At 32.0% G+C, this 22,142-nt stretch carries 17 protein-coding genes; 2 read left to right on the top strand and 15 right to left on the bottom strand.

All coding sequences use genetic code 11. From position 1 onward, the window contains the following. Window position 1: 1 nt before the first annotated feature. The 10 genes from ACUXVC_RS12455 to ACUXVC_RS12410 all read right to left on the bottom strand — a co-directional run bounded on the left by ACUXVC_RS12455 (window position 2) and on the right by ACUXVC_RS12410 (window position 15,613). Window positions 2-4,558, bottom strand: coding sequence for a non-ribosomal peptide synthetase (locus ACUXVC_RS12455; RefSeq protein WP_095690903.1), 4,557 nt, complete (start codon window positions 4,556-4,558; stop codon window positions 2-4). A 13-nt stretch (window positions 4,559-4,571) separates the two neighbouring features. Further along, window positions 4,572-5,825, bottom strand: coding sequence for an MFS transporter (locus tag ACUXVC_RS12450; protein WP_446026105.1), 1,254 nt, complete (start codon window positions 5,823-5,825; stop codon window positions 4,572-4,574). Window positions 5,826-6,884: 1,059 nt separating this feature from the next. Continuing rightward, window positions 6,885-7,475, bottom strand: coding sequence for an SGNH/GDSL hydrolase family protein (locus ACUXVC_RS12445; protein ID WP_000265900.1), 591 nt, complete (start codon window positions 7,473-7,475; stop codon window positions 6,885-6,887). 202 nt (window positions 7,476-7,677) lie between these two features. Beyond that, window positions 7,678-8,826, bottom strand: coding sequence for an acyltransferase family protein (locus ACUXVC_RS12440; protein ID WP_095690904.1), 1,149 nt, complete (start codon window positions 8,824-8,826; stop codon window positions 7,678-7,680). Between the two features lie 187 nt (window positions 8,827-9,013). Beyond that, window positions 9,014-10,327 carry a D-alanyl-D-alanine carboxypeptidase family protein gene (locus ACUXVC_RS12435; RefSeq protein WP_074047927.1) on the bottom strand — a complete coding sequence of 438 codons (1,314 nt, stop codon included), beginning with the start codon at window positions 10,325-10,327 and terminating at the stop codon, window positions 9,014-9,016. A gap of 473 nt (window positions 10,328-10,800) precedes the next feature. Next, window positions 10,801-11,460 (bottom strand): CatB-related O-acetyltransferase, encoded by a 660-nt coding sequence (locus tag ACUXVC_RS12430; protein ID WP_095690905.1) that lies wholly within the window; start codon window positions 11,458-11,460, stop codon window positions 10,801-10,803. 252 nt (window positions 11,461-11,712) lie between these two features. After that, window positions 11,713-12,471 carry a TSUP family transporter gene (locus ACUXVC_RS12425; protein WP_029442323.1) on the bottom strand — a complete coding sequence of 253 codons (759 nt, stop codon included), beginning with the start codon at window positions 12,469-12,471 and terminating at the stop codon, window positions 11,713-11,715. Between the two features lie 67 nt (window positions 12,472-12,538). Then, the gene (locus tag ACUXVC_RS12420) at window positions 12,539-13,789 is read right to left on the bottom strand and encodes a hypothetical protein (protein ID WP_446026104.1); all 1,251 of its coding nucleotides are present in this window, start codon (window positions 13,787-13,789) and stop codon (window positions 12,539-12,541) included. 526 nt (window positions 13,790-14,315) lie between these two features. Then, window positions 14,316-14,594 (bottom strand): AbrB/MazE/SpoVT family DNA-binding domain-containing protein, encoded by a 279-nt coding sequence (locus ACUXVC_RS12415; protein ID WP_048656312.1) that lies wholly within the window; start codon window positions 14,592-14,594, stop codon window positions 14,316-14,318. 140 nt (window positions 14,595-14,734) lie between these two features. Then, window positions 14,735-15,613 carry a helix-turn-helix domain-containing protein gene (locus ACUXVC_RS12410; RefSeq protein WP_000397973.1) on the bottom strand — a complete coding sequence of 293 codons (879 nt, stop codon included), beginning with the start codon at window positions 15,611-15,613 and terminating at the stop codon, window positions 14,735-14,737. Window positions 15,614-15,991: 378 nt separating this feature from the next. Between ACUXVC_RS12410 and ACUXVC_RS12405 the strand changes: the two genes are divergently transcribed. Beyond that, a complete protein-coding gene (locus ACUXVC_RS12405) occupies window positions 15,992-16,243 on the top strand; it encodes a response regulator transcription factor (RefSeq protein WP_029442321.1) in 252 nt (83 codons plus the stop codon). A 419-nt stretch (window positions 16,244-16,662) separates the two neighbouring features. Here ACUXVC_RS12405 and ACUXVC_RS12400 read toward each other — a convergent pair whose 3' ends face one another. The 4 genes from ACUXVC_RS12400 to pepD form a co-directional block, all read right to left on the bottom strand. Next, window positions 16,663-17,844, bottom strand: a complete 1,182-nt coding sequence (locus ACUXVC_RS12400) for an agmatine deiminase family protein (RefSeq protein WP_141241062.1) — start codon at window positions 17,842-17,844, stop codon at window positions 16,663-16,665. 304 nt (window positions 17,845-18,148) lie between these two features. Then, the gene (locus ACUXVC_RS12395) at window positions 18,149-18,751 is read right to left on the bottom strand and encodes a hypothetical protein (RefSeq protein ID WP_086404180.1); all 603 of its coding nucleotides are present in this window, start codon (window positions 18,749-18,751) and stop codon (window positions 18,149-18,151) included. A gap of 25 nt (window positions 18,752-18,776) precedes the next feature. Next, the gene (locus ACUXVC_RS12390; RefSeq protein ID WP_086404181.1) at window positions 18,777-19,586 is read right to left on the bottom strand and encodes a papain-like cysteine protease family protein; all 810 of its coding nucleotides are present in this window, start codon (window positions 19,584-19,586) and stop codon (window positions 18,777-18,779) included. A gap of 245 nt (window positions 19,587-19,831) precedes the next feature. Beyond that, entirely contained in the window at window positions 19,832-21,301 is a 1,470-nt protein-coding gene (gene pepD / locus ACUXVC_RS12385) for a beta-Ala-His dipeptidase (protein WP_000287547.1), read from the bottom strand. Window positions 21,302-21,512: 211 nt separating this feature from the next. Here pepD and ACUXVC_RS12380 point away from each other — a divergent pair, with 211 nt between their 5' ends. Then, entirely contained in the window at window positions 21,513-21,902 is a 390-nt protein-coding gene (locus tag ACUXVC_RS12380) for a YxeA family protein (RefSeq protein ID WP_000713869.1), read from the top strand. A 16-nt stretch (window positions 21,903-21,918) separates the two neighbouring features. Here the strand turns inward: ACUXVC_RS12380 and spoIISB are convergent, their stop codons facing one another. After that, a complete protein-coding gene (gene spoIISB / locus ACUXVC_RS12375) occupies window positions 21,919-22,095 on the bottom strand; it encodes a stage II sporulation protein SB (RefSeq protein WP_000852629.1) in 177 nt (58 codons plus the stop codon). Window positions 22,096-22,142: the final 47 nt, after the last annotated feature.

The raw sequence follows: 22,142 nt of genomic DNA, 5'->3' as shown, positions 1-22,142 counted from the left end.
TTTACACCCTCTTTTTTGTTAATTTAAGTAATACTTTGCTTAAGCTTTCTTCCGTAAGATCCTCTGCATCAGCAAAATCTGATACCGTAAAAGCAGACTCTGTTGTTGGTTTATTTATAAGTTGACGGAGATGCCTTAACATACCATCTGCTATCACTTGAATTTTTAATTTAGAAAACTGTTCCCTACTATACATCCAAATAAAATGTAACTTTTCATCTTTCACCATTCCGATAACATCAATTAGATGAGACGGTTTGGAATCTGGAGCATGATCTAAAAATGTAAATCCTGTCTCTTGCATAAACAAAGAGTCCCTTGAAAACACCTGATCAAATTGGCCCAAATAGTTAAAGCTTATTGAAGGCTTTTGCTGATAAAACGGAAGTAATCCTTTATTCAAGTAACGTAAAATACCATAGTCAACTCCGCGATTTGGAATTCGACGTAATTGTTCTTTGACAGCCTTTAACCCTTCAATAGGTGTCTGAGTTCCTTGAAAATTGAGATGAACGGGATAAATACTCGTGAACCAGCCCACTGTCCTTGATAAATCAATACCTTCAATCATCTCTTCTCTTCCGTGTCCTTCTAGATGAATAGAAACGGTTTGCTGATTTATACAATCAACGATAGCTTGTCCTAATGCCGTTAATAGTACCTCATCAATCCTTGTCTTATGAGTGACTAGAACTTCGTATAACAATGTTTGTGTTTCTTCTATTCCTAGAGTCCTCGTCACTTGATCAATCGATTCTTCTGTTGTTTCTTGTATTGGATAGTCCATTGGAATTTTCATCGTTTCTTTTTCTACTTGTTCATTCCAATAATTTTGTACTTCTTTTGAAATACCCGAATCACTGTATGTCTGGAGTCGTTCAGACCACTCTTTAAAAGATGTACTTTTCGCAGGTAAGCGAACTTCTTGACCTTGTTTCATCTGGTTATATACCACCTGTAAATCTTCCAATAGAATCCTCCATGACACTCCATCTACTACTAAATGATGAATCACCCAGAATATTCGATCATTTCCATTCAAGTTATCTTCAAAGTACACTACTCTCATTAACGGACCAGTAACTAAATTGAAACTAGCTTGATTAATGTTCATCTCTTCTTGTATTATTTTATTCCACTCTTTTTCATTAACTTGATTACGTTTTACAACATGGAGTACTGACAGCTCATCAGTCCCTTCATTTCTCTGCCTCCACGTTCCGTTGGGTAACTGTTCGTACCGGAAACGTAAAGCATCATGATGTTTCAGTAAATTTAATATCGCTCCCTCTAGTAATTTCACATTCAATCTTTCTTTTACTCTTAAAAGCATTGATTGATTCCAATGCTCTGTATGTGGATGTTCTTGCTCGAAGAACCAGCACTGAATTGGAGTAAGAGCCACATCACCTATCACAATTCCCTGCTCCGCTTGTACTCCCTGCGTTTCTATAGCCACTTGTGCCAGCTCAGCGATAGTTGGGCATTCAAACATTTGCTTTGGAGTAAGTTTTAACCCCACTTGACTTGCTTGAGATATGATTTGAATACTGAGAATCGAGTCGCCACCAATTTCAAAGAAATTATCATAGATTCCCACCTTTTTAACACCTAATACTCGCTTCCAAATGGTAGTCAGTATCTGTTCGTTACTATTCCGAGGGCCAACACATTCACTATTAATCTGCTTTTCCTCTGGCATAGGTAAGGCCTCACGATCAACTTTACCGTTAGCTGTAAGTGGAATAGCTTCCATCGCCACAAATCCCGAAGGAACCATATAACTTGGTAGTTTCGCTTTAAGATACTCTCTCCACGCATCTACATTTCCATCTCCTACAACATATGCTACTAATCTTTTATCGCCCGGCTGATCTTCTCTTACAATTACAACTGCCTCTGTTACAGATGCATATGTATTTAAAGTAGACTCAATTTCCCCAATCTCAATTCTGAAACCACGTATTTTAACCTGATGATCAATTCTTCCACGATAATCTAGATTCCCATCTGGCAAATACCTAGCTAAGTCTCCTGTCCGGTATAATCTTTCTTTCGGATTACTACTAAATGGATGAGATATAAAACGTTCTGCTGTTAATTCAGGTCTATTTAAATATCCACGTGCCAATCCTGCTCCACCAATATAAAGTTCACCATCAACACCTATAGGAACAGGTTGTTGATAAGCGTCTAGTATATACACTTCTAAATCGGGAATCCGCTTTCCAATATTACTTCTTGAAGCATGCTGCACATCATCTTGAGTAATTGGATAATATGTAACATGAACTGTAGTTTCTGTAATTCCATACATATTAATTAACTGTGGTTTTTTCTCCCCATACCTTTGAAACCACGGTAACAAGCCAATAGGTTCTAACGCTTCTCCGCCAAATATCACGTAACGCAGCTGCAAATTTTTATTCTTATCTTCTTGTTCACACACTCGTATTAATTGGCGGAATGCGGAAGGTGTCTGATTTAGAACTGTGACTTCTTCCTCCACCAATAATTGATAAAAATCCTTAGGTGATCGACTAATCCAGTACGGAACAACAACTAACTTCCCACCATATAATAACGCTCCCCAAATTTCCCATACTGAGAAATCAAATGCATACGAATGAAAAAGCGTCCAAGTATCTTTTTCATTAAACTGATACAAACAATCCGTCGATTTAAATAACCGTATAACATTGTGATGCTCTATCATAACGCCTTTTGGATTTCCCGTTGATCCCGAAGTATAGATTACATATGCCAGATTTTGGGGACCGACACTAGAAACCGGCAAAGTCTTACTTTCTTTCCCAATCTCATCTTGATCACGATCCAGGCAAATCGACTCAACATTTTCTGGTAACCAGTTCAATTCTTTTAAACTTTCTTGCGTTACGAATAACTGAATGCTAGCATCTTCTAAAATATATTGAAGTCGCTGCTCTGGATATGTTGGATCAAGTGGAACATAAGCCCCACCAGCCTTCAAAATCCCTAAAATACCTACAATCATTTCGAGGGAACGTTCAACGCACAGTCCAACTAAAGTATCAGGTCCTACTCCCTTTTTCTGCAGATAATGAGCTAACTGGTTTGCACGTTCATTAAGCTCCTTATAAGTAATTTTTTCTTTTTCATACGTAACTGCAATAGCATTTGGATAAATCATCGCTTGCCGTTCGAACATTTCATGAATAGTTACTTGAGGTGGGACATCCAGTTTAGGATTGTTGAACTCAACTAAACTTTTTCTTTTATCTTCCTCAGAAATGATTTCTATTTCAGCCACCTTCTGCTTTGGGTTTTCAAAAGTATTTTCTAGTATCACTAGCATAACGTTAAAAAATCGTTCTATCTCTTCCTTAGAAAATAGCTCCTCACGATAATCAATATGTACATGTAAAGAGTCTATATCAATTAGATTTTCAATATGCACTGCAAAATCTTGTACTTCTTCACGGTTTGGAATCCATAGTGAGTCACCACTTTCATCACGATCCCTATAATCAATCGTAGTTCCGAAAAGTCTCACATTACTGTTATTCTCTTTATTAATCTGCTTTAATAACAAATCAAATGGATATTTCTGGTGTCTCAATGATTTACTTTGTTTTCTGGACACCCTACTAATAAATGAAAGTACTTCTTCTTCTGGATCAATATCCATCCTTAAAGGAACTGTACTCACCATCATTCCAATCAATTTTCGTTCCATTTTAGTCATACGATTGCCGTAAGCCATTCCTAAACCAATATCAAGCGATGAGGTCCACCGATACATGGACAACGAGAAAGCAGCAACAAAAAGAGTATATAAACTAATTTTGTAATCTTCAGAAAATTTTTCTATCTTTCTCTTCAAATGTTCCGTTAATATAAACGTCTCACGTGATGCTTTGGTACTAACTTGGTACGTATTATAAGGCTTCAATCCAGTCACAGATGGCAGTGTTTTAAATTCCTCTAACCAAAACTTTTGATCTTTTTGAAAGCGACTACTATTCAAGTATGTTTGTTCGTTGGTCAGAAATTGAACATATGAATTTTTAATTTCGCCTTCCTCATTCTCGTTATGCATGTCATAATAATATTTTGCAATCTGCTCAGTAAATATTTGAATTGATAAACCATCCATAATAATATGATGAACATTTCCAAAGACTGCACATTCATTATCGTTTAATTTTATTAAAGCGAAATAGTATAAATTTGAATTAAATAATGTAAACGTTTCTTTTGTTTTCTGCTCAATCCATTCCTCAAGCAAATTTGTATTCTCCACATTACTGAAATCAAAAAACTCAAATTCTTGTTCTTCATGTTTAGTAAAATATTGTTTCGGTTCCTGATGCCCATTTTCTTTTAACCTAATGCACAGACCGTCATTTTCACTGATAACGCGATTCACAACTTGGTTTAATTTTGAATAATTCATTTTTCGATGAAGTTTAAATAAAAATCTTAAATTACATATTCCTTTATCAGAATGAACGACTTCTGTATACCATATTCTTCGCTGCGGATGGCTTAATGGATAGCATTCCTCATTGGTCATAAAAATCTTCCCTTCAAAAATTATTTGCTCTTATAGGTTCGTGTTTATGTTTAGCCCATAAATATTTCTGCAGTGAAACTCCAATTACTCCAATAATAACAAGCCCAATCCCTCCATAAACATAGAGTTGAGTTACTCCAAACAAATGCACTAATGGACCACTCATAGCAGGAGAAATAATTAGAACTGCGTTTGTTAAACTGCTTTGTATACCAAATACTCTTCCTACTTGATCTTGATCGGATTCTATTTGTAAAATGACTTGATTAGATACAAGCATCAGCCCACTTCCGATACCAGCGATAAAACTAATTAAATAAGCTAAAACGAAGACCGTACCGGGCGTTATCAAACCAATCCCCCCAAAACCAATTCCCATTAAAACCATACCTCCACATACTACCCAGCCATATTGAAATTGTTTTAATTTCTGAGTTAGTAATGCACCAAGTATTCCGCCAAGACCAATAATAGAAATGATATATCCCATTTTACTTTTATCATGTGGGAATAAGCTCTTAAATAAAGTTGGGAATTGTGAGTCTACTAATTGTAATACTGCCATGGCTATTGTAACGAAAATCATGGTTGATAATATTATCCGATTAGATAACACATAACCCCACCCTTGTACCCAAGCGGTCCAAGTACTTTGTTTTTGCTTTTCAACAAATTCTTTCGATATAGTTTCTTTAAATTTTATTGTGGGTATCAGAACTAAGGTAGCTAATAAACAACTTATAGCTCTTATAATGAGGCAGAACTCTGGTTGAAACCAGCTCAGCAACATGCCCCCTATAAGTGGGCCTACTATCTTTGTACCCTGCTCTACTATTCCGTTGAAACTTACTGCTTTAGTAAGCAAGTCCGGGGATACAATCTGTCTTGTTAGTGTTTGCTGTGCAGGATAATAGAAAACAATAAAAATGGAACGAATCATTAATGCCACTAAGAGCCAGTGGATATCTTGTACAAATAAAAGAGCAATTGTTATTAGACCAACCATTAGATTACAGAACATCATAATTGGAATTTTTCTAAAACGATCCGCAATAACACCTGCCCATGAGCCAAAAATAATTCCAGGAAGTGCATATGCAACAGGAATCAATCCAATCATAGTAGGATCTACTTCCCATTCAAACCCAACTATAGTCATAATCGCTAACATATCAATAAAAACACCAAGCATAAGCAATGAATAGGCAGAGAAAACTTGTAAATAAACCCTATTTCCTAATAGGCCTTTTGAATCAGTAGTTTTCATAAAAGCAAGCTCCTTAGGTTACTAATATAAACGCTTTTGCGTATAAGGTACCTCTTTATTAAACCTAATTAATCATTATTGACATCTCACCTAGAATTTAACTTCGTCAAAACTCAAACCGTTATTATTTTTCGTATATTTAAAATAGTCAGACAAACGAAAGCGTACCTATTCCTTCATTTTTATATCAACTGTTACAAAATATATCTTTACCTTACACTAATAACAGCTAAACGTTGCCTTAATATAACCCTTTACAGTCGTTTACACATTCAATTCACATCCTTTTTAAAGTTGGCTTTTTTCTATCTCAAATACTATCACACAAATATTTCACCTACTATATTCATAAAGTTGAAATATTTGAATCAGAAAATTCGGATAAAAAACCAAATCCACAAATCATAACAAACTATTATTTAGTTATATTTTCATTTTATAGATAGCTTTAACCATAAGGGTATTAAGAATTAAGTTTTTTAATTTTATTAACATAATAGTTTAAAGAGACCGTAAATCCAACTAAACAAAAAAAATATACAATAAAGTATATTTTTTCTAATCCTACATATTTTCTATGCAAATTAATTCCAATAACTAAAGTTGATAATAAAAATATAATATTACCAATCACTAATGTACTCATAACAAGAATTGAATAATATAGTATTAATACTTCTGCACCTACTACCTATTTTATTTATTGGATATTTATACTTCAAAAAAAATTACACATCATTCACAATTAAGATACATACCCAAAATATGATTTGAACGTTTTATTATATTTTAAGATAATATAAAATCAGTTTTTCTATAAGAGAACTTAATTTTTATGTAGTACGAAACTGTTAGTAATACAGTATATACTAATTTAGTTATAAAAACATTTAAAGACCACCTATTTCCATAAGTGATCTTTCTTTGTGATTCTGTATTTGTGCACTACTGTAGAAATATATCGTAGAAACGCTTTGTTTGCTAAATGTTTAGTTCTTTCTATTTACTAAAAAACATAGCTTCATACAATTAATATCATATTCGTTAAATTGCAAACTATTATTTTGTCTTCTGTACAGGCAAACTACTAAAAATTAATTCAGCAACTTTTACATATCCTTTTGAGTTTGGATGAATTAAATCCTTAGACCAAAGCGTATTATCATTAACTAAATGATGATTCCAAAAATCAACATGATGAAGCTTATACTCTCTGCTCAGTGAATGTATAACTTCATTTGCCTCTAATAATTGTTCTTTTATTACTTGTTTTTTTTCAGAAGCAAAAGGAAGCCTAACTGTAAAATCTGGAAGGTTTGCTATAATAATATCAGCCCCTGCTTTACTTAATGTATCTATCATAAATTCCATATCGTTCTTATATGCATCGTGATTCCAACGTCCTTTTAAAACATCGTTTGCCCCTGCAATGAGACTAACCAAATCTGGATTAAAAGTTAGCGCTTTTTCCAATTGCTGCGAGCGAATTTCTTTAGTTACTAACCCACGCTTTGCAAAATTGGCATATTCTATATCGTTTTCACACAGTTGAACAAAATAATCTACCCAGCTTTTTAATGCAATTCCCTCAACTTCATCCCCTATCCCCTCTGTAAAACTATCGCCAATTGCTACAAATCGCTTCCACATATGTATTCCCCCTTTATTATTAACCATATCTATACTATACAATAGCTCAAACCGTAATTGTTATTTCTAAGTGGTTTTCGATTTCAATTATATTCCACTTTACTATATTTATATTTAGAATCCAAAATTGACCGATTCCTAAGTATACTTAAGAATCGGTCATATTCATATATTTACTAAAGAGATAAAATTTATCTAGAAATTATACTTTTTTCAAAAAAATTATTGTTCTTTGTTTTGCCCAGTTGATACATTTCTTTTCGATTAAATGATATGAAACTATAGAAAAAAGTAGTGTCATTGCAATGCACAAAGTAAGAAGGAAAAAGATAGGTATCTTTGTATACAATAGTTTAAATAGTACCATCATGATTGGAAAATGACACAAATAGATACTGTATGAAATTTCTCCTAAATATACAAATACACTCTTATTTAGAAATGCTTTTACTTTTAGGTTACTCATAGCCATTATAATAAATATACTAACCCCCATTACGACACCCCAATCTTTTAATAAGAAAGTTGTATCATTACGGGAAAAACCATAAATTAAAATGGAATATAAATATAGGATAACCCCTAATGCAATAAGAAATCCTTTTTTAAATTTTTTCATATTCCTATATGAGTAGATAAGTTTTTCCTGATACTTAAAAAGTAACATTCCAACAATAAACATAGATGTAAAATGCAGTGTATCAGCATAACCATTATAAAATCCTTCAGCTTTCCCAATATGCAACATATTAAGAACAACACTAATTAATGAAAAGCTCAAAGCAAATAGTATCGTTTTCTTCCAATTCAGTTTATAAAAAAGAAGGAATAACAAAGGAAACACAATAGATATACGCATTTCTTGAGCCAATGACCAAATAACTGGATTATAATTTTCCGTAAAAAAGTTATTAAGAAGCACAAAGTGGTTTAGAATATCTAATTTTGTTATAGACCCTTGCCACCTATCATAGAACCAATCCCGTAATCCTACCACTTCATACGACGAAAATAAAATAAATAAAACAAAGGTAACGATTATCCAAAAATAATAAGGAATATAGATTCTTACAAATCTCTTAATTAAATATCCCCAATAATTTGTTTTTGAATGATAAAGTGCCATAGATAACACAAAACCACTTAGTACATAAAAAACGATAACAGCTTCCCCACCCGCCCATAAAAACCTAAGCGGGGAAAATTTAATAGAATTAGGCAACGATGGTAGCATTAAACAAAAATGTCCAAATACCACAGTAAGTGCCGCTAACCCTCGTATGGAATCTAATTCTTTTATTCTCTTACTCATAAAATGTTCTCCTTGTAAATTGTAAATTTTGCTGTTCATAAAGGCCACTATAAGAATGTAGTGGGAGAATTGTACATATTCTTTCTTTAAATTCCTAATATAAGCAGTACAAAGTTAATTTGACCTCCATTTCTTTATATACATAATTTAAAACAAAATATTTAATACAAAGAAAAGATTTTATTAAATTTTTATAAAGTGAAACATTTAGTTGTATCCTATAAAATTAGCTTTTTACTATATCAATCGCACTATCCCACATACCACTAAAAAAAGATCCTGTTTTACGTATAAAACGTGTAAACCAATTTGCTTGTTCCACATCAGATTTTGTTACAAGGTCTATTTGTAATGATTTACCTGATAAGAACCCAGGATCTGTATTATCTTTAGGCGAGATAATCATTTTACTAATTGTTACACCTTTTTTAATAGGCACTTCTTGTTTTTTATTCAATACTTTAAATTCTTTTTTATAAATGTCTTTATTGCCCTTCGGCATTGGAAGTGAAACAGCTTGCTTCGTTTGAACTACTACATCTTTGTCTTTTGCATTTGCTACTCGCACTGTTTCATGCCCTTTTACTACTGAATCTTTTCTGTAGACATTCTTCACTTCAAAATTCGCAAATCCATAATCGTATAATTTCTTTGTTTCATCAAAACGTGCCGTATGAGATTTTGCTTTTATCACTACAGAAATTAGGCGCATACCATTTCTTTCTACTGTACCAGTGAAACAATCTCCCGCTTCTGGAGTCGTTCCTGTTTTCAAACCATCTACACCTTCATATTGCTTAATTAAACCTTTTAACATCCAGTTAAAGTTCGCCATATCAATTGGATATTTACCACCCTCTTGGAATGTTTTTTTAGGAATTTTTGCTGTATTTAATATTTGGGGGAAATCTTGAATAAGACGTTGTGCTAAAATTGCACAATCCCTTGCAGACATTTTATTTTTCTCGTCTAGAGTTGTCCCTTCTGGATGATATCCTTTTAAATCGTGATTTGTTAAGCCTGTAGAGTTTACAAATTTATAATCTTTCATTCCAAACTCTTTCGACTTATCGTTCATCATTTTTACAAAGTTGACTTCTTTACCAGCAATCTCTTCAACTAAAGCAATTGTTGCACCGTTTGCAGAGTAAATTGCCATTGCCTCATATAACTCTTTTACCGTATAAGAGCCACCATTTTCTAATGGAACGTTTGATAATGAACGATCTTGCGAAATCTTATGTGCATATTCAGAGATTTTAACTTTTTGATCCCATTTAAGTTTTCCTTTATCCACCGCTTCATGAACTAAGTATTCGCTCATCATTTTTGTCATACTAGCAATTGCCAATGATTCATCTGCATTTTTTTCATATAAAATTTTCCCGGAATTTGCTTCTATTAAAATTGCTGATCCTGCTTCAACCTCTATAGCAGAAACTGTTTCCGCTGCTGCTCTTCCAAATGTAACGAACATGCTAAAAAATAGTGTAAGCACTGTTACTATTGCAATAAATCTCTTGCAAAACATACCTTTCACTTCTGTTACCTCCAATATTTTTATACTCAAAAAAAGCGTTATTCTAACATAATCTCAAAAAAACAGACAGTGTTCTCAAATTGTATATACATATTAGACGTTAGGATCGCTTTCATATAGACCATCTCATCCGACACTTTTAGGTGCCCTACTACTTTGTATTCCCACACATATCACTATTTTTAATCCCCTTATATTTTTCAAAATGATTCGCACTTTCATATTTTTTAGGATTACAATTAATAGACAATCTAAATAATACATTTGTTCCACATTTACAAAAAATAAAGTGAAACTTTAATCAGTTGGGGTCTTACTGCCCGTTAATGCTTTATTAGCTATCAAGGATTTTAATTACTCAATTCAGCTATTTGCTAGACTTATATTAGAGATGAATTTTCTTTAGTCTAAACTATTAGTTTTTTGTAATAAAAAAACTACACCCTATACTGGATGTAGTTTTTCTAACTGATTTATTTATTTTTCACTTCATTTTTATAAAAAGCAAATAATGGTTCGATGGATGGACTGGATAACAGCGGAATTGCCTTCTCAATCAATTTCCTATCCCAATCAAACCAACGCATTTCCATTAACATGTTTATTTCTGTATCAGTGAATCGTTTCTTTATTTCCTTAGCAGGATTTCCACCAACTATTGTATACGGCGGAACATCTTTACTTACGACAGATCCTGCAGCAACAATTGCCCCTTCACCAATAGTAACGCCAGGCATTATTATAGCATTCATTCCAATCCAAGCATCACTTTTTATGACTGTATCACCCTTAGGTTCATATGATTGTTCAATTTTCTCAGCGAATGGATATACTGTAATCCATTCTGAGTGATGATTATGGTTACTACCCATTAAAATGACTACTCCACTTGCAATGCAAACATAATTCCCAATAATGAGTTTATCAAGATGCCATCCCATCTGTTCAATTGGATTGAAAAGTGCTTGAGACTTAGCATCCCCCCACAAATACCTTACACAGCCATCTTCAAAATTTTGATGACTATAATAGCCTGAATAATAGGAGTACTCTCCCACTTCAATGAGTGGATTTGTTACTATATCTTTTATATACTTTGTTTCTGACCAATGATTAAATAATGGATACTTCATAACTTTATTCCTCGCTTCTAAGTATTATATATTTTGCTATTTACTTAGAAGCTTACTACGACAGCTACATTTTTTAGCTTTCTCAAACGACGAATCATTATCTTCAAGCCTTTCTTTTATACTAAAAAAAGCATAACGCAATACATTACACTAGTCAAATTGTGTAATTTTGAACACATCTTAAACAGCGTAATACTGCAATAAGAACATGAAAACACTCTAACTTTGATACAAATAATATATTGATTACATTTAGTTTATATTTTGCAAAAAAATTTTAATTGCCATGACAAAGCAAACAATAACCACTATTGGTCGTATTAATGCCGTCCCTTTTGTAAGCACCATCTTCGCCCCAATATATGATCCTATAATTTGACCAAGCATCATAATCAATCCAATTGTCCAATCGATTTGGCCAAAAATAATAAAATACAACAAAGCAGCGAAATTACTTGTAAAATTCAAAATCTTAGCATTTGCAGTTGCCCGTGTAGCACTATATCCACATAAGAGAATGAACGCTAAAGCAATCAAGCTACCTGTTCCAGGGCCGAAGAAACCATCATAAAATCCAAGTAACGGAGCCACTGTTAACGCAAACAACAACATACTTATTTTTCTCGGTCGATCTTCGTTTGCTATATTTGGAGATAATAGAAAATAAAGACCAATAATAATAAGTAAAAAAGGTAATATCATAATTAGATATTCTGCCCGTATCTGTAAAACAAGCCATCCACCGAAAACGGATCCCAAAAAGGTCATTAAGATGGACAAACGCATATCTTTGAGATTAATTTCTTTCTTCTTAATAAAAATCATTGTTGCCATGAGGGTTCCGCTACTCCCTTGTAGTTTATTAGTTGCTATCGCTACAGAAGGAGACATACCTACTAATAACATTATCGGGATAGTTATCATACCACCGCCCCCAGCAATTGTATCTATCCATCCTGCTAATACAGCTACTAAAAATAGTAGTATGAGTAATTCAATAGTAAAATCCATACAAAGAATAGGGGCAGGCTTGAGCTATTATAACCCAAACCTCCCCATCGCCCCTCCTCTCTTTAAACTAGTTAATGATATCTGTAAAGTAACTTTCTTTCTGATCACGTAATCGGCTGGAAACGTACTGCCTGCAAACAATTCTTCTTCCGTACTTATTATCTCCAATCGGGATTTTATATTCTTCCTCAGATAACCTTTCCCTACCATGAGTTACATTTGTTTGTTTATCATAGTATGAATTTGGAATAATTATTAAATCTTCAGATGTAAGTGGAACCTTATAAGTGGGCGTTGTTCGTAAGAGTTCTAAAAATATGTCAAATTTCAATTTTTCTTCTTCACTTTCTCCCACATAAATCAATCTATTTTCTGCTCCATTCAAACAAGTTGCAATAATATCACCATTATCATCCAAAAATATAATTTGGTTTATTTCCCCTACAAATCCAGATATTTCACCATCCGCCATTCCTGCGATATGAGCAATAGGCATTTTACTTATCGCCAATATATCATCTTTACTGAAGTGATTTTCTTCAAGATGCTTTTGAAGTAATTTTGGCGTTCCAATATGAGTTTGAGTTTTTAAATTTAACACTCCTTTTAATAAAAGAGCATCAACTCTAGTAAATTTTCCACAAGTAATTTCAGACACTATTTGTTCCACGGATTTATTAAGTCTATTTGATACAATTTCTAAATTCGTATTGAATGTTTTCAATCTTGCTTCAATATCTGATTGGTCTTTCATATCTGTATACACTGTGGCATCGTTATGTTGATAAAAGTTCCCACCACCGGTGCTTGCACCGACATTTCGCAAAACTTCATCGTTGTTCAAAGGGGAAATGAGGTGAAATCTATTTTTCCCTGCATGTTCGGATGGGTGAATTAAAGCATCATAATTAAAAAGTGTGGCAAAAAGCCATGTGACCCATTCTGCATAAAAATATTTTTTCATTCTATCGTGTTCGTCTTCGCCATAATTAAAACCTTTGCGATTCTCCGCAGGTAATAGGGTTTCCATAGGATCACATGGAATATTTTTAATAAGAGTAGGTGGTACGTTCCCACCACAATTCGCTATTTTTATCATATGTAGTAGGTTTTTCATATCTGAATTCGAATTTTCCTTTGAATAGTCAATCAAACAATTAAGCCACTCTTTTGAAAAATATGCTGCTATTTCTTGATCACAAGTATAAGGATTATGAGTTTTCAATTCATCTTCTATCAGATTCTTGATTTTATCCTTCAATACATTAGGAATGCTAATTTCTTCAATTTCTGTAATCTGCAGTATTCCTTTATTCATTATAAAACCTCCGTTGTTTTATTTTTTCACACCATATCTTCTATTAAATGAACTACCTACTTCTTTTTTTGCTCCTTTGCTTTTCTTCAAAGCTATTAGAACTACCAATTTACAGATAAAAAACGTGGAGTATAAGAGATTTCTTCTTAGTCACATTTCCCCCACGAATCTCCGTTAAATTGGCAAATTTAATTTGAAAATCTGATTCATTTTCATACTTTACTTTCAAACTATGTTTATATGATTTTCAATTCAAGTAAGAGTATTTCATTTTCTAAATTTTTCCTGAGTTTAAAATCAGAATTTTCAAGATAAATACATTGACACTAAAAATATAACACGAAACCAAAAAATGTAAATAAATAGTTTTTTTATAAAAAATAGTCAGACTATTTATGAGGTAATTCGTATTTCATTGAACCAACTACGGCCTCTCAATTTTATTGATAACAATAAAAAGGTCCCCTAAATGGTGATAGAGGACCTTTTTCCAAGTATATTCTATTTTAAATTTCTTACTTACCTTTTATTTTAAAAGATATTGCTGTAACTTCTTTATTAACAGTTCCATCCCGTTTGGACTTACAATAATCTTCCCATTCGCTAACGAAATATTGCTGTCTGAAATATCCCCTGTAAGTACACAAGCTCTTGGTGATTGATATTTTCGTAAAATAATCTGGTCCTCTTCTATAAACATTTCAAGAGAATCTTTTTCTACAATTCCTAAACTCCGTCTTATTTCCATTGGAATAACAATACGCCCCATGCTATCTGCTTTACGAGTAATCCCTCTTGTTTTCATAAAATGCCACCCTTTATTTTTATCTAATATTACGGTACTTATTTTAGCAATAAATAACAATTAGGAATAGTTCGTATTACAGTACTTTTTTTAGAAATAAATACCAATTAGGGATAACTTATGTTAGAATTATTTCTTGTTTATTCTTGATTTTTAATATATTTATCCCTGATCATTTTTATATATTGTTTTCTTTCTGTTAATTCAAATATAAATAATGCCTTTTTTATGTATGTTAAACCAACTTCATTAGAGTGCTGAACTTTTAATAAAATTGCACCTTTTTCAAAAAATAATTCACCTAATAAGTATAAAGTATTCATATTTATAGCTAATTTTATGCCTATTTCACTATACTTTATTGCTTCTTCATATTGATTTGCAAGGTGTAAACATTTTGTTAACGTATGAATGAGTCTTAATTTGATTTCTTTTTCTCTAGGGAATTCTATCTTATTAAAATTAATTAAACTTTGTTTTAATATATTTATGCTTTTCTCATAGTCTTCATTTTCTGCATGTATTATAGCAATTGAATTCATTATGCTTATTTCTTTTTCTGATAAAAAGTTACTACTACTTAAGGTTTGTTTTAGTGCTCTATTTAAAATGTCAAAAGCATTAATTGTTGCTCCATTTACATAATATATAGCAATCGCTTCATGCCATAATAGAAATTGTTTATCTTCTTTTGATTGGAAATTATTTTCGTTTTTCTCTTTTTTCACTATTTCGTAAAGCTCATTATATTCTTTTTGTTTCACACAATCTCTCATTACACATTTTACATTTTCAATATATTTTATTTTTTTGTTTTTCGTTAGCGCAAATATATAATTTGGATCAATACCAAGTCTTTCAGATAATTGATACAACAATATACTAGATGGATAAATAATACCTTTTTCTATCTTACTAATTTGGCTTTGTGAACATATGCCATGACATAATTCAGATTGTGACATATTTTTTTTCTTTCTAAGTTCTTTAATAATAATACCAAGATTGTAGAATTCCATCTTTCCCCCCTCAAATGTAACACTTTATGAGTATAAGAATATTTTCCAACTTTTAATGTAATGTAAAATTAGTATAGTTACAATTACTATTTATATGGATTTATAGTTTTTTGCAAACTTGAATCACAATACGAGAAATTATTACAATAAGATTCACTAATAATCAATGGGAGTTTTATTCATCATCACTGATTATTAGTCCACTCCAGGCAGGCTTTTTCAGGGAGTCCGATTTCTTTGCCACAGCTAAATTTTGAGGTGGGAATCTTACTGCCCGCAAATAGCGAAATTAAAAGAACTAAATATGATTTTTCACCTTTATTTCTTTTAATAGTTTCTTTTGATTTTTATATAAATAATTTCGAAGGAGCGTATTTTATGAAAAGAATGTTGACCGAAAGAGAGTTAGAAGTGGCTATTTATGTAGCAAAAGGATTTACAGATGTAGAAATTTCAAAAAAAATATATGTTACCCCTCGAAGAATTTCAACGATAATTAATCATATTAAAGAAAAATGGCATATTAATTCTAGAGTGGAATTAGGTATTTTAGTTTACCATTATGGTTTTATAGATGCACCCTTATTTTCAAATAAAAAAAATCATTTATTTGAAAAGGTTGCACAATAATTGGCCAAGTATAATGTGTTTCAGTTACAAATAAAAACAGAAAAGCCGCTGAACTTTTATTATTTAAGGTAATTCTGTATTTTGAAGGTGATGGGCATGTATGGATTGCTAAAAGAAAAAATATAGATTGTATTTAGATATTTTAGTAAGACTGATTGTACCAGAAACAGCAAGTATAGCTTTTAATGTAAAAAATCCATCCATTTTGATTAAGCTTTTTTCAAAAAGGGTGGATTTCTTCAGTTTATAGGAAAGGTATACTTAACTTATAAAGTGAAACTTTAATCATTCGAGCTACCCGTTAATGCAGGATAAAAAATACAATAAAATAGGTAAAAATGCCATCGCATCTTTACCTATCCTATGGATAAACAGGTTCTCATAAGAAATAGAAAACTTCTCTAAACACTATAAATATATTATTTTAAATTAATTGGTTGTTGTTGAGTAATACAATGGATCATACCACCATTTTTATAAAGCTCTCTTACATCAATTCCCACAACTTTACGATCAGGATAAAGTTTTTGAATCATCTCATTTGCTATTTTATCATTAGGATCATTATAGTTAGGAACTAAGATAACTTGATTCGCTATATAATAATTAATATATGAACCTTTATAATCAAGCTGCTTCCCATTTTCTAATGTAACATTATTCTTGCTTAGCGGCAGATATACATACTTGTACTTATTCCCCTCAGCATCTTTTGCCTGCAACAACTTGTTAATATCTTTTTCAGACGTTCCCCATTCAGCTAAATCTTTTTTGTTTAATGTTATAATAGTAGATTTATCGTGGAATTTTGCAAATCCATCAATATGAAAATCAGTAATATCTAAGTTAGGTACTCCATCTAGCCAAATAAAATTTGTTACCCCAAGGTCACTAATATATTTTTCAATATCTTTTTCTGACAATTTTGCATTTCTATTTTTATTCGTCACAGCACTTCTAGTTAGTAAAGCAGTTCCATTACCATCTAATTCAAATGCGCCACCTTCAAGAACAAATTTATTCCAATCAATTCTTTCAATTCCTAACTGTTTACTAAGATTCTCACGAAGACGAGCATCTTTCTTATATGGTGTTTTCTTTCCCCATCCGTTAAATCCTGGGTCTAATATCTTTAGATTTTTGTTATTATCATAAACAAAAATTGGTCCAGTATCTCTCGCCCATACATCGTCAGTAGGTGCGATAAAGAAATCAATTTTCCCCATATTTACCCCGTGATCTATTAAAACCTCAGTAATTCTTTCTTTTTCTTCTTGATCATATGCAACAATATGAACTTTTTCGCCTTTACTTAAAGCATTTGTCATTTGAATCCAAATTGGCTCTACTTCTTGCTGATATTTTTGCCCATATGTAAATTCATGAGGCCATTGTAGCCATGTTCCTTCATGTTTGTTTTTTTCATCTGGTATTGTATACTTTCCTACTTGTTTTCGCACCTCTACTTTCTTCATATCTTTTCTTTGCGTTTTTTCAATTTCCTTCGCCTGAACTTTCTCAATCCCCTTCCCTAGAGCATAACCACTGAAAATAGATGTGGTTAGTATAGCACTCATACACAAATTCGTTATTTTTTTCATTTCTTAACCTCCTTTTCTGTCTTACTGTAAACCTTTACATAGTGTGAAGGTCAAGCTTTTCCGTTTGAATTATTTAAATATTTTAAATGTGAAGTGTAATTTGAATCGAACTTTATACAAAACAAGTAAGAATCAACTATTTCTACTATAATCATCATTTTTTCATAAAATCTTACACTCTTTTCTTTTGTTATCCTTTTTATACTATGTACTGTATTATTTTCGAAAATAATACAGTACATGAAATTTCATATTAAATACATATTCATTTATTTATTAATTTGTTTATTCAGTTTATATTTAACTATTCAAAAGCAGTTACAATTCTCTCTTTCATTTTCTGTATTACTTCAATGCTCAATACTTTTTGACCAGCAGGAAGTTTTAATATGGCAGCGGCACCTTTACTAAGGTATATTTCTTGATCATTATTTTGATTTACTACCAATATTCCTTGCCCTTCAAATTCGAAATAACTAATATCTTTTGTTTCATTTGTATTATTCTTTATTGCTGTATATAATCCGTATAAATCTTTACTTCTATTTTCTCCGCCCGTTCGAATCGGTTCAATATCATTCGCAACAATCATTCCTTCTGGCTGCTCACCCTTCATAATAAACCACAACTTTTCATTTGTTGGTAATAGTAAATGCTTAAATTCAGAGCTATTTAAAATTTGCTGTGCTGGAATTGTTTCATAGATTGGTAATGAAAATGGAGATGTTGTTATTTTTTCAAAGCTTAAATTTTCAGAAGAACTTCCCTTACTATATTGATAATCTTTTAATGCGATCGATTGTACCGATTCACTTTTATTTTTTGATGCATAACTAATTTTACTAGCGAAAATAATAACGGTCATTAAACACATGCACGGTATCACAAGCTTAAGTAGTTTTCCCATTTATGAACCCCCGCTTTTAATATTATTAGTTTGCATGGATATTATAAACAGTTTCACTCCACCAAAAATTATTATTGTTATGGAACGTACTGAAATTATGATTATAATGATCACCATACCAAGGGTCCATGTACGTTATATAATCTGTTCCATTTGTCCCTTTATAAAATCCATCAAGTACTAGAAAGTGTCCGATGTTAGCTCCATTTTGCCACATAATGAGTGCAATCATCGGCTGATTACTATTAATTTGACTTTTGAACCAATCATACGATTTTGCTCCAGAACTTATAGCTGAGCTAACACCATATCCCGATAATCCATATTGTATTTCACGTGAAGTTGCAGGATTATTATATGATCCACCCTTAACATACCTAACGTACTGATCTTGTGAAGGAGTTTTCCCAAAATAATTTAAAACTGAAACCGAAGTGCCTGCCCAACACCAATTTGATCTTTCTTGTAATATGTTAGGTACAGATAATTTACGATCTATTGATGTATTTGGAGGATTTCCATTAATATACGCTGACGTTACATATACTTTTTTTCCATCTTTAAAATAATAAAACCAACGATTATCTAAATTTCCTGTCCAGTAATCTTTAACCGCTTCACCATACTCCCATCCTTTAAAAGATACTTTTGTATTTCCGGGAATCACATCTACAATATTTGCATTCAAACTTTTTGCCTCTCTAACATTTACATTCAATGGAGCTGTTGTTCCTGTAAATTCAACTTCCTCTGCTATTATTTTCTGAACACCAATAAAACTAAATGTGAAGAACAATAAAAACATACAAACAATAAAATGCTTTCTTCCCTTCATTTCTCCACCCCTTCATCAGTACTAAAAAACATCAACAATTCATCCTTATTAATTGTTCAAGCTTAATATTACATACTAACGAAAAATGACTTCTCATAAAGTGAAACTTTGATCAGTAGTGGTTTTATTCATCCCCCACTGATTGTTAGTTAAACCAATCGGGCTGCTCTGCAAATAGCGGGATAAATTCCAATACAAAAAAGGAGCCTATAAATTTTTATAGGCTCCTTTTTATTTCGTCGTTATTACTTAGCTAATTCTTTTGTACCCTTCATTACATCAATGAAGAATCCCCAGTTATTCACTACAGAAGAGATACTGATATGTTCATCTGGAGTGTGGACGTTAAAAATGTCTGGTCCGAATGAAATTGCATCTAATTCAGGCATTTTTTGAACGAATGCGCTACACTCAATCCCCGCATGCACAGCGAAGATTTCAATTTCTTTATTGTATTTTTCTTGATGCACTTTTTCAAATAAATTACGAATTTGTGAGTTTGGATTGTATGGCCATTCTGGATACTCTGACTCTATTTCAAATGTAGCACCAACTAATTCAGCAATATATTTGATTTCTTCTGCAACATGTTGTTTTAAACTACTTACAGAACTTCGCACTTCGTTACGTAATTTAATTTCATCTTGCAACGTTTCAATAACGCCTAAATTTGTTGAGCTTTCTACAAGACCTTTAATATCCATGCTCATACTTTGAATGCCATTTGGAATTAAGAATAATGATGAAATAAGCTGCTTTTGTGTCTCTTTAGCAAATACTTTTTCAACTTTTTCATCCAACTTTGTCAGTGTAACATGAACATCTGGATCAACAGCACGCATTTCTTCTTGTAATACACGTGTCCATGATTCTAGTTTTTCTTCTACTTGTCCTACATCTTCTGTACGAATTAAAATTGTAGCTACACTTTCACGCGGAATTGCATTCGTTTTTAATCCGCCGTGAACTTCACTTATGTTAAACTCCGTATGTGCTGATAAATCACGTAATACTCGTCCTAATACTTTGTTCGCATTACCGCGTTGTTTATCAATTTCCATACCAGAATGTCCGCCTTTTAGACCACCAACATATAGACGGTATGCATCCATATTCGCTGGCGTTTCATCCCAAATTACGGGAATTGTTTCAACAGCTTTCGCACCACCTGCACTACTTACAAGTAATTTATGATCTTCTTCAGAATCAATATTTATAAATATCTTTCCTTCAAAATGATTTGGATCAATAGCAAAAGCCCCGCCCATTGTCGTTTCTTCTTCAGTAGTGATAACGACTTCAAGTGCTGGATGCGTAATTTCTTTTGAATCTAATAAAGCTAATGCATACGCAACTGCAATACCATTATCAGCACCTAAAGTTGTTTGATTTGCATATAACATATCCCCAATGATTCTTAATTCAATTGGATCTTTTTCAAAATCATGTACTGTTGCTTGATTTTTTTCGCAAACCATATCCATATGACCTTGAATAATAATAGCTGGTACATTTTCATAACCAGCTGTTGCTTCTTTTTTAATAATGACATTTAATGCTTCATCTTGAATGACTTCTAAGTTACGCTCTTTTGCAAAGCCCACTAAATAATCACTAATTTCCTTTTCATTACCTGATCCTCTAGGAATCTTTGAAATTTCTGCAAAATGATAAAATACAGGGTGCTTTGTTAATTGTTCTAAAGTAGAATACATTTTTCAAGCTCCTTTCAAAATGAAAAAATAGTATGTAAGTCTTTTATCATTATACCATGATTCATTATTTTACCTTTCTTTTAACTTTTATTGTTCATTTTATGTAAAACACTCTTACAACATTGTAAGGGCATTGTAATCTATATCGATTTTTCTCATTTAATAATAGCCGTATACTTTTTAAAGAAACACATTAAAGGAGATAAAGAAAATGAAAAAGTTTTTAGCAATTATTACACTATGTTTATTATTTTCTAGTTTTACTATTGGCTGTGAGAGAGCGTCACTAAATAGAATTGGTAAAGATGTATATTACATGCAGATAAAAGGCGAAGGAACTATCGAAAAGGTAGATGGTAGAAACTTACGAAACTATACGCTGCCCGCATATGATGAAGATGGCGTCAAAAAACAAATTACATTTAGAAGTACAAAAAAAGAAAACAATCATAAATTAAATGCAGACGCGTTTTTACGCCTTTATGTAGATCAAGATGATAATAATAAAAATGAAATATCATCAATTGAAGTAAAGTCCTATGAAGAGATTCAGAAAGCAGATTTGCCTGAAAAAATAAGAGAAAAGTTTACTATTAAATAAAAAAAAAGAAAATGCTCTATGCATTTTCTTTTGTTCTTTTCACCTGTATATATTTTGAACTACTATTATTCATCAGTTTCTCTAACCGATTTATATTCTCCGTTAATGCACCTTTCACAAGAGAGAAATCTGTATTTGATTCTTCTTTTTTTTCTTTAAAAAACGAAGACTTTTGCACATTGACTTCAGCCATCTCTTCTCCCCCTTTTCAAAAAGATACAACCTTTTATTTATATTATA

It is taken from the genome of Bacillus sp. N6, assembly GCF_052805735.1.
This window is presented reverse-complemented; position numbering and strand designations above follow the sequence as displayed.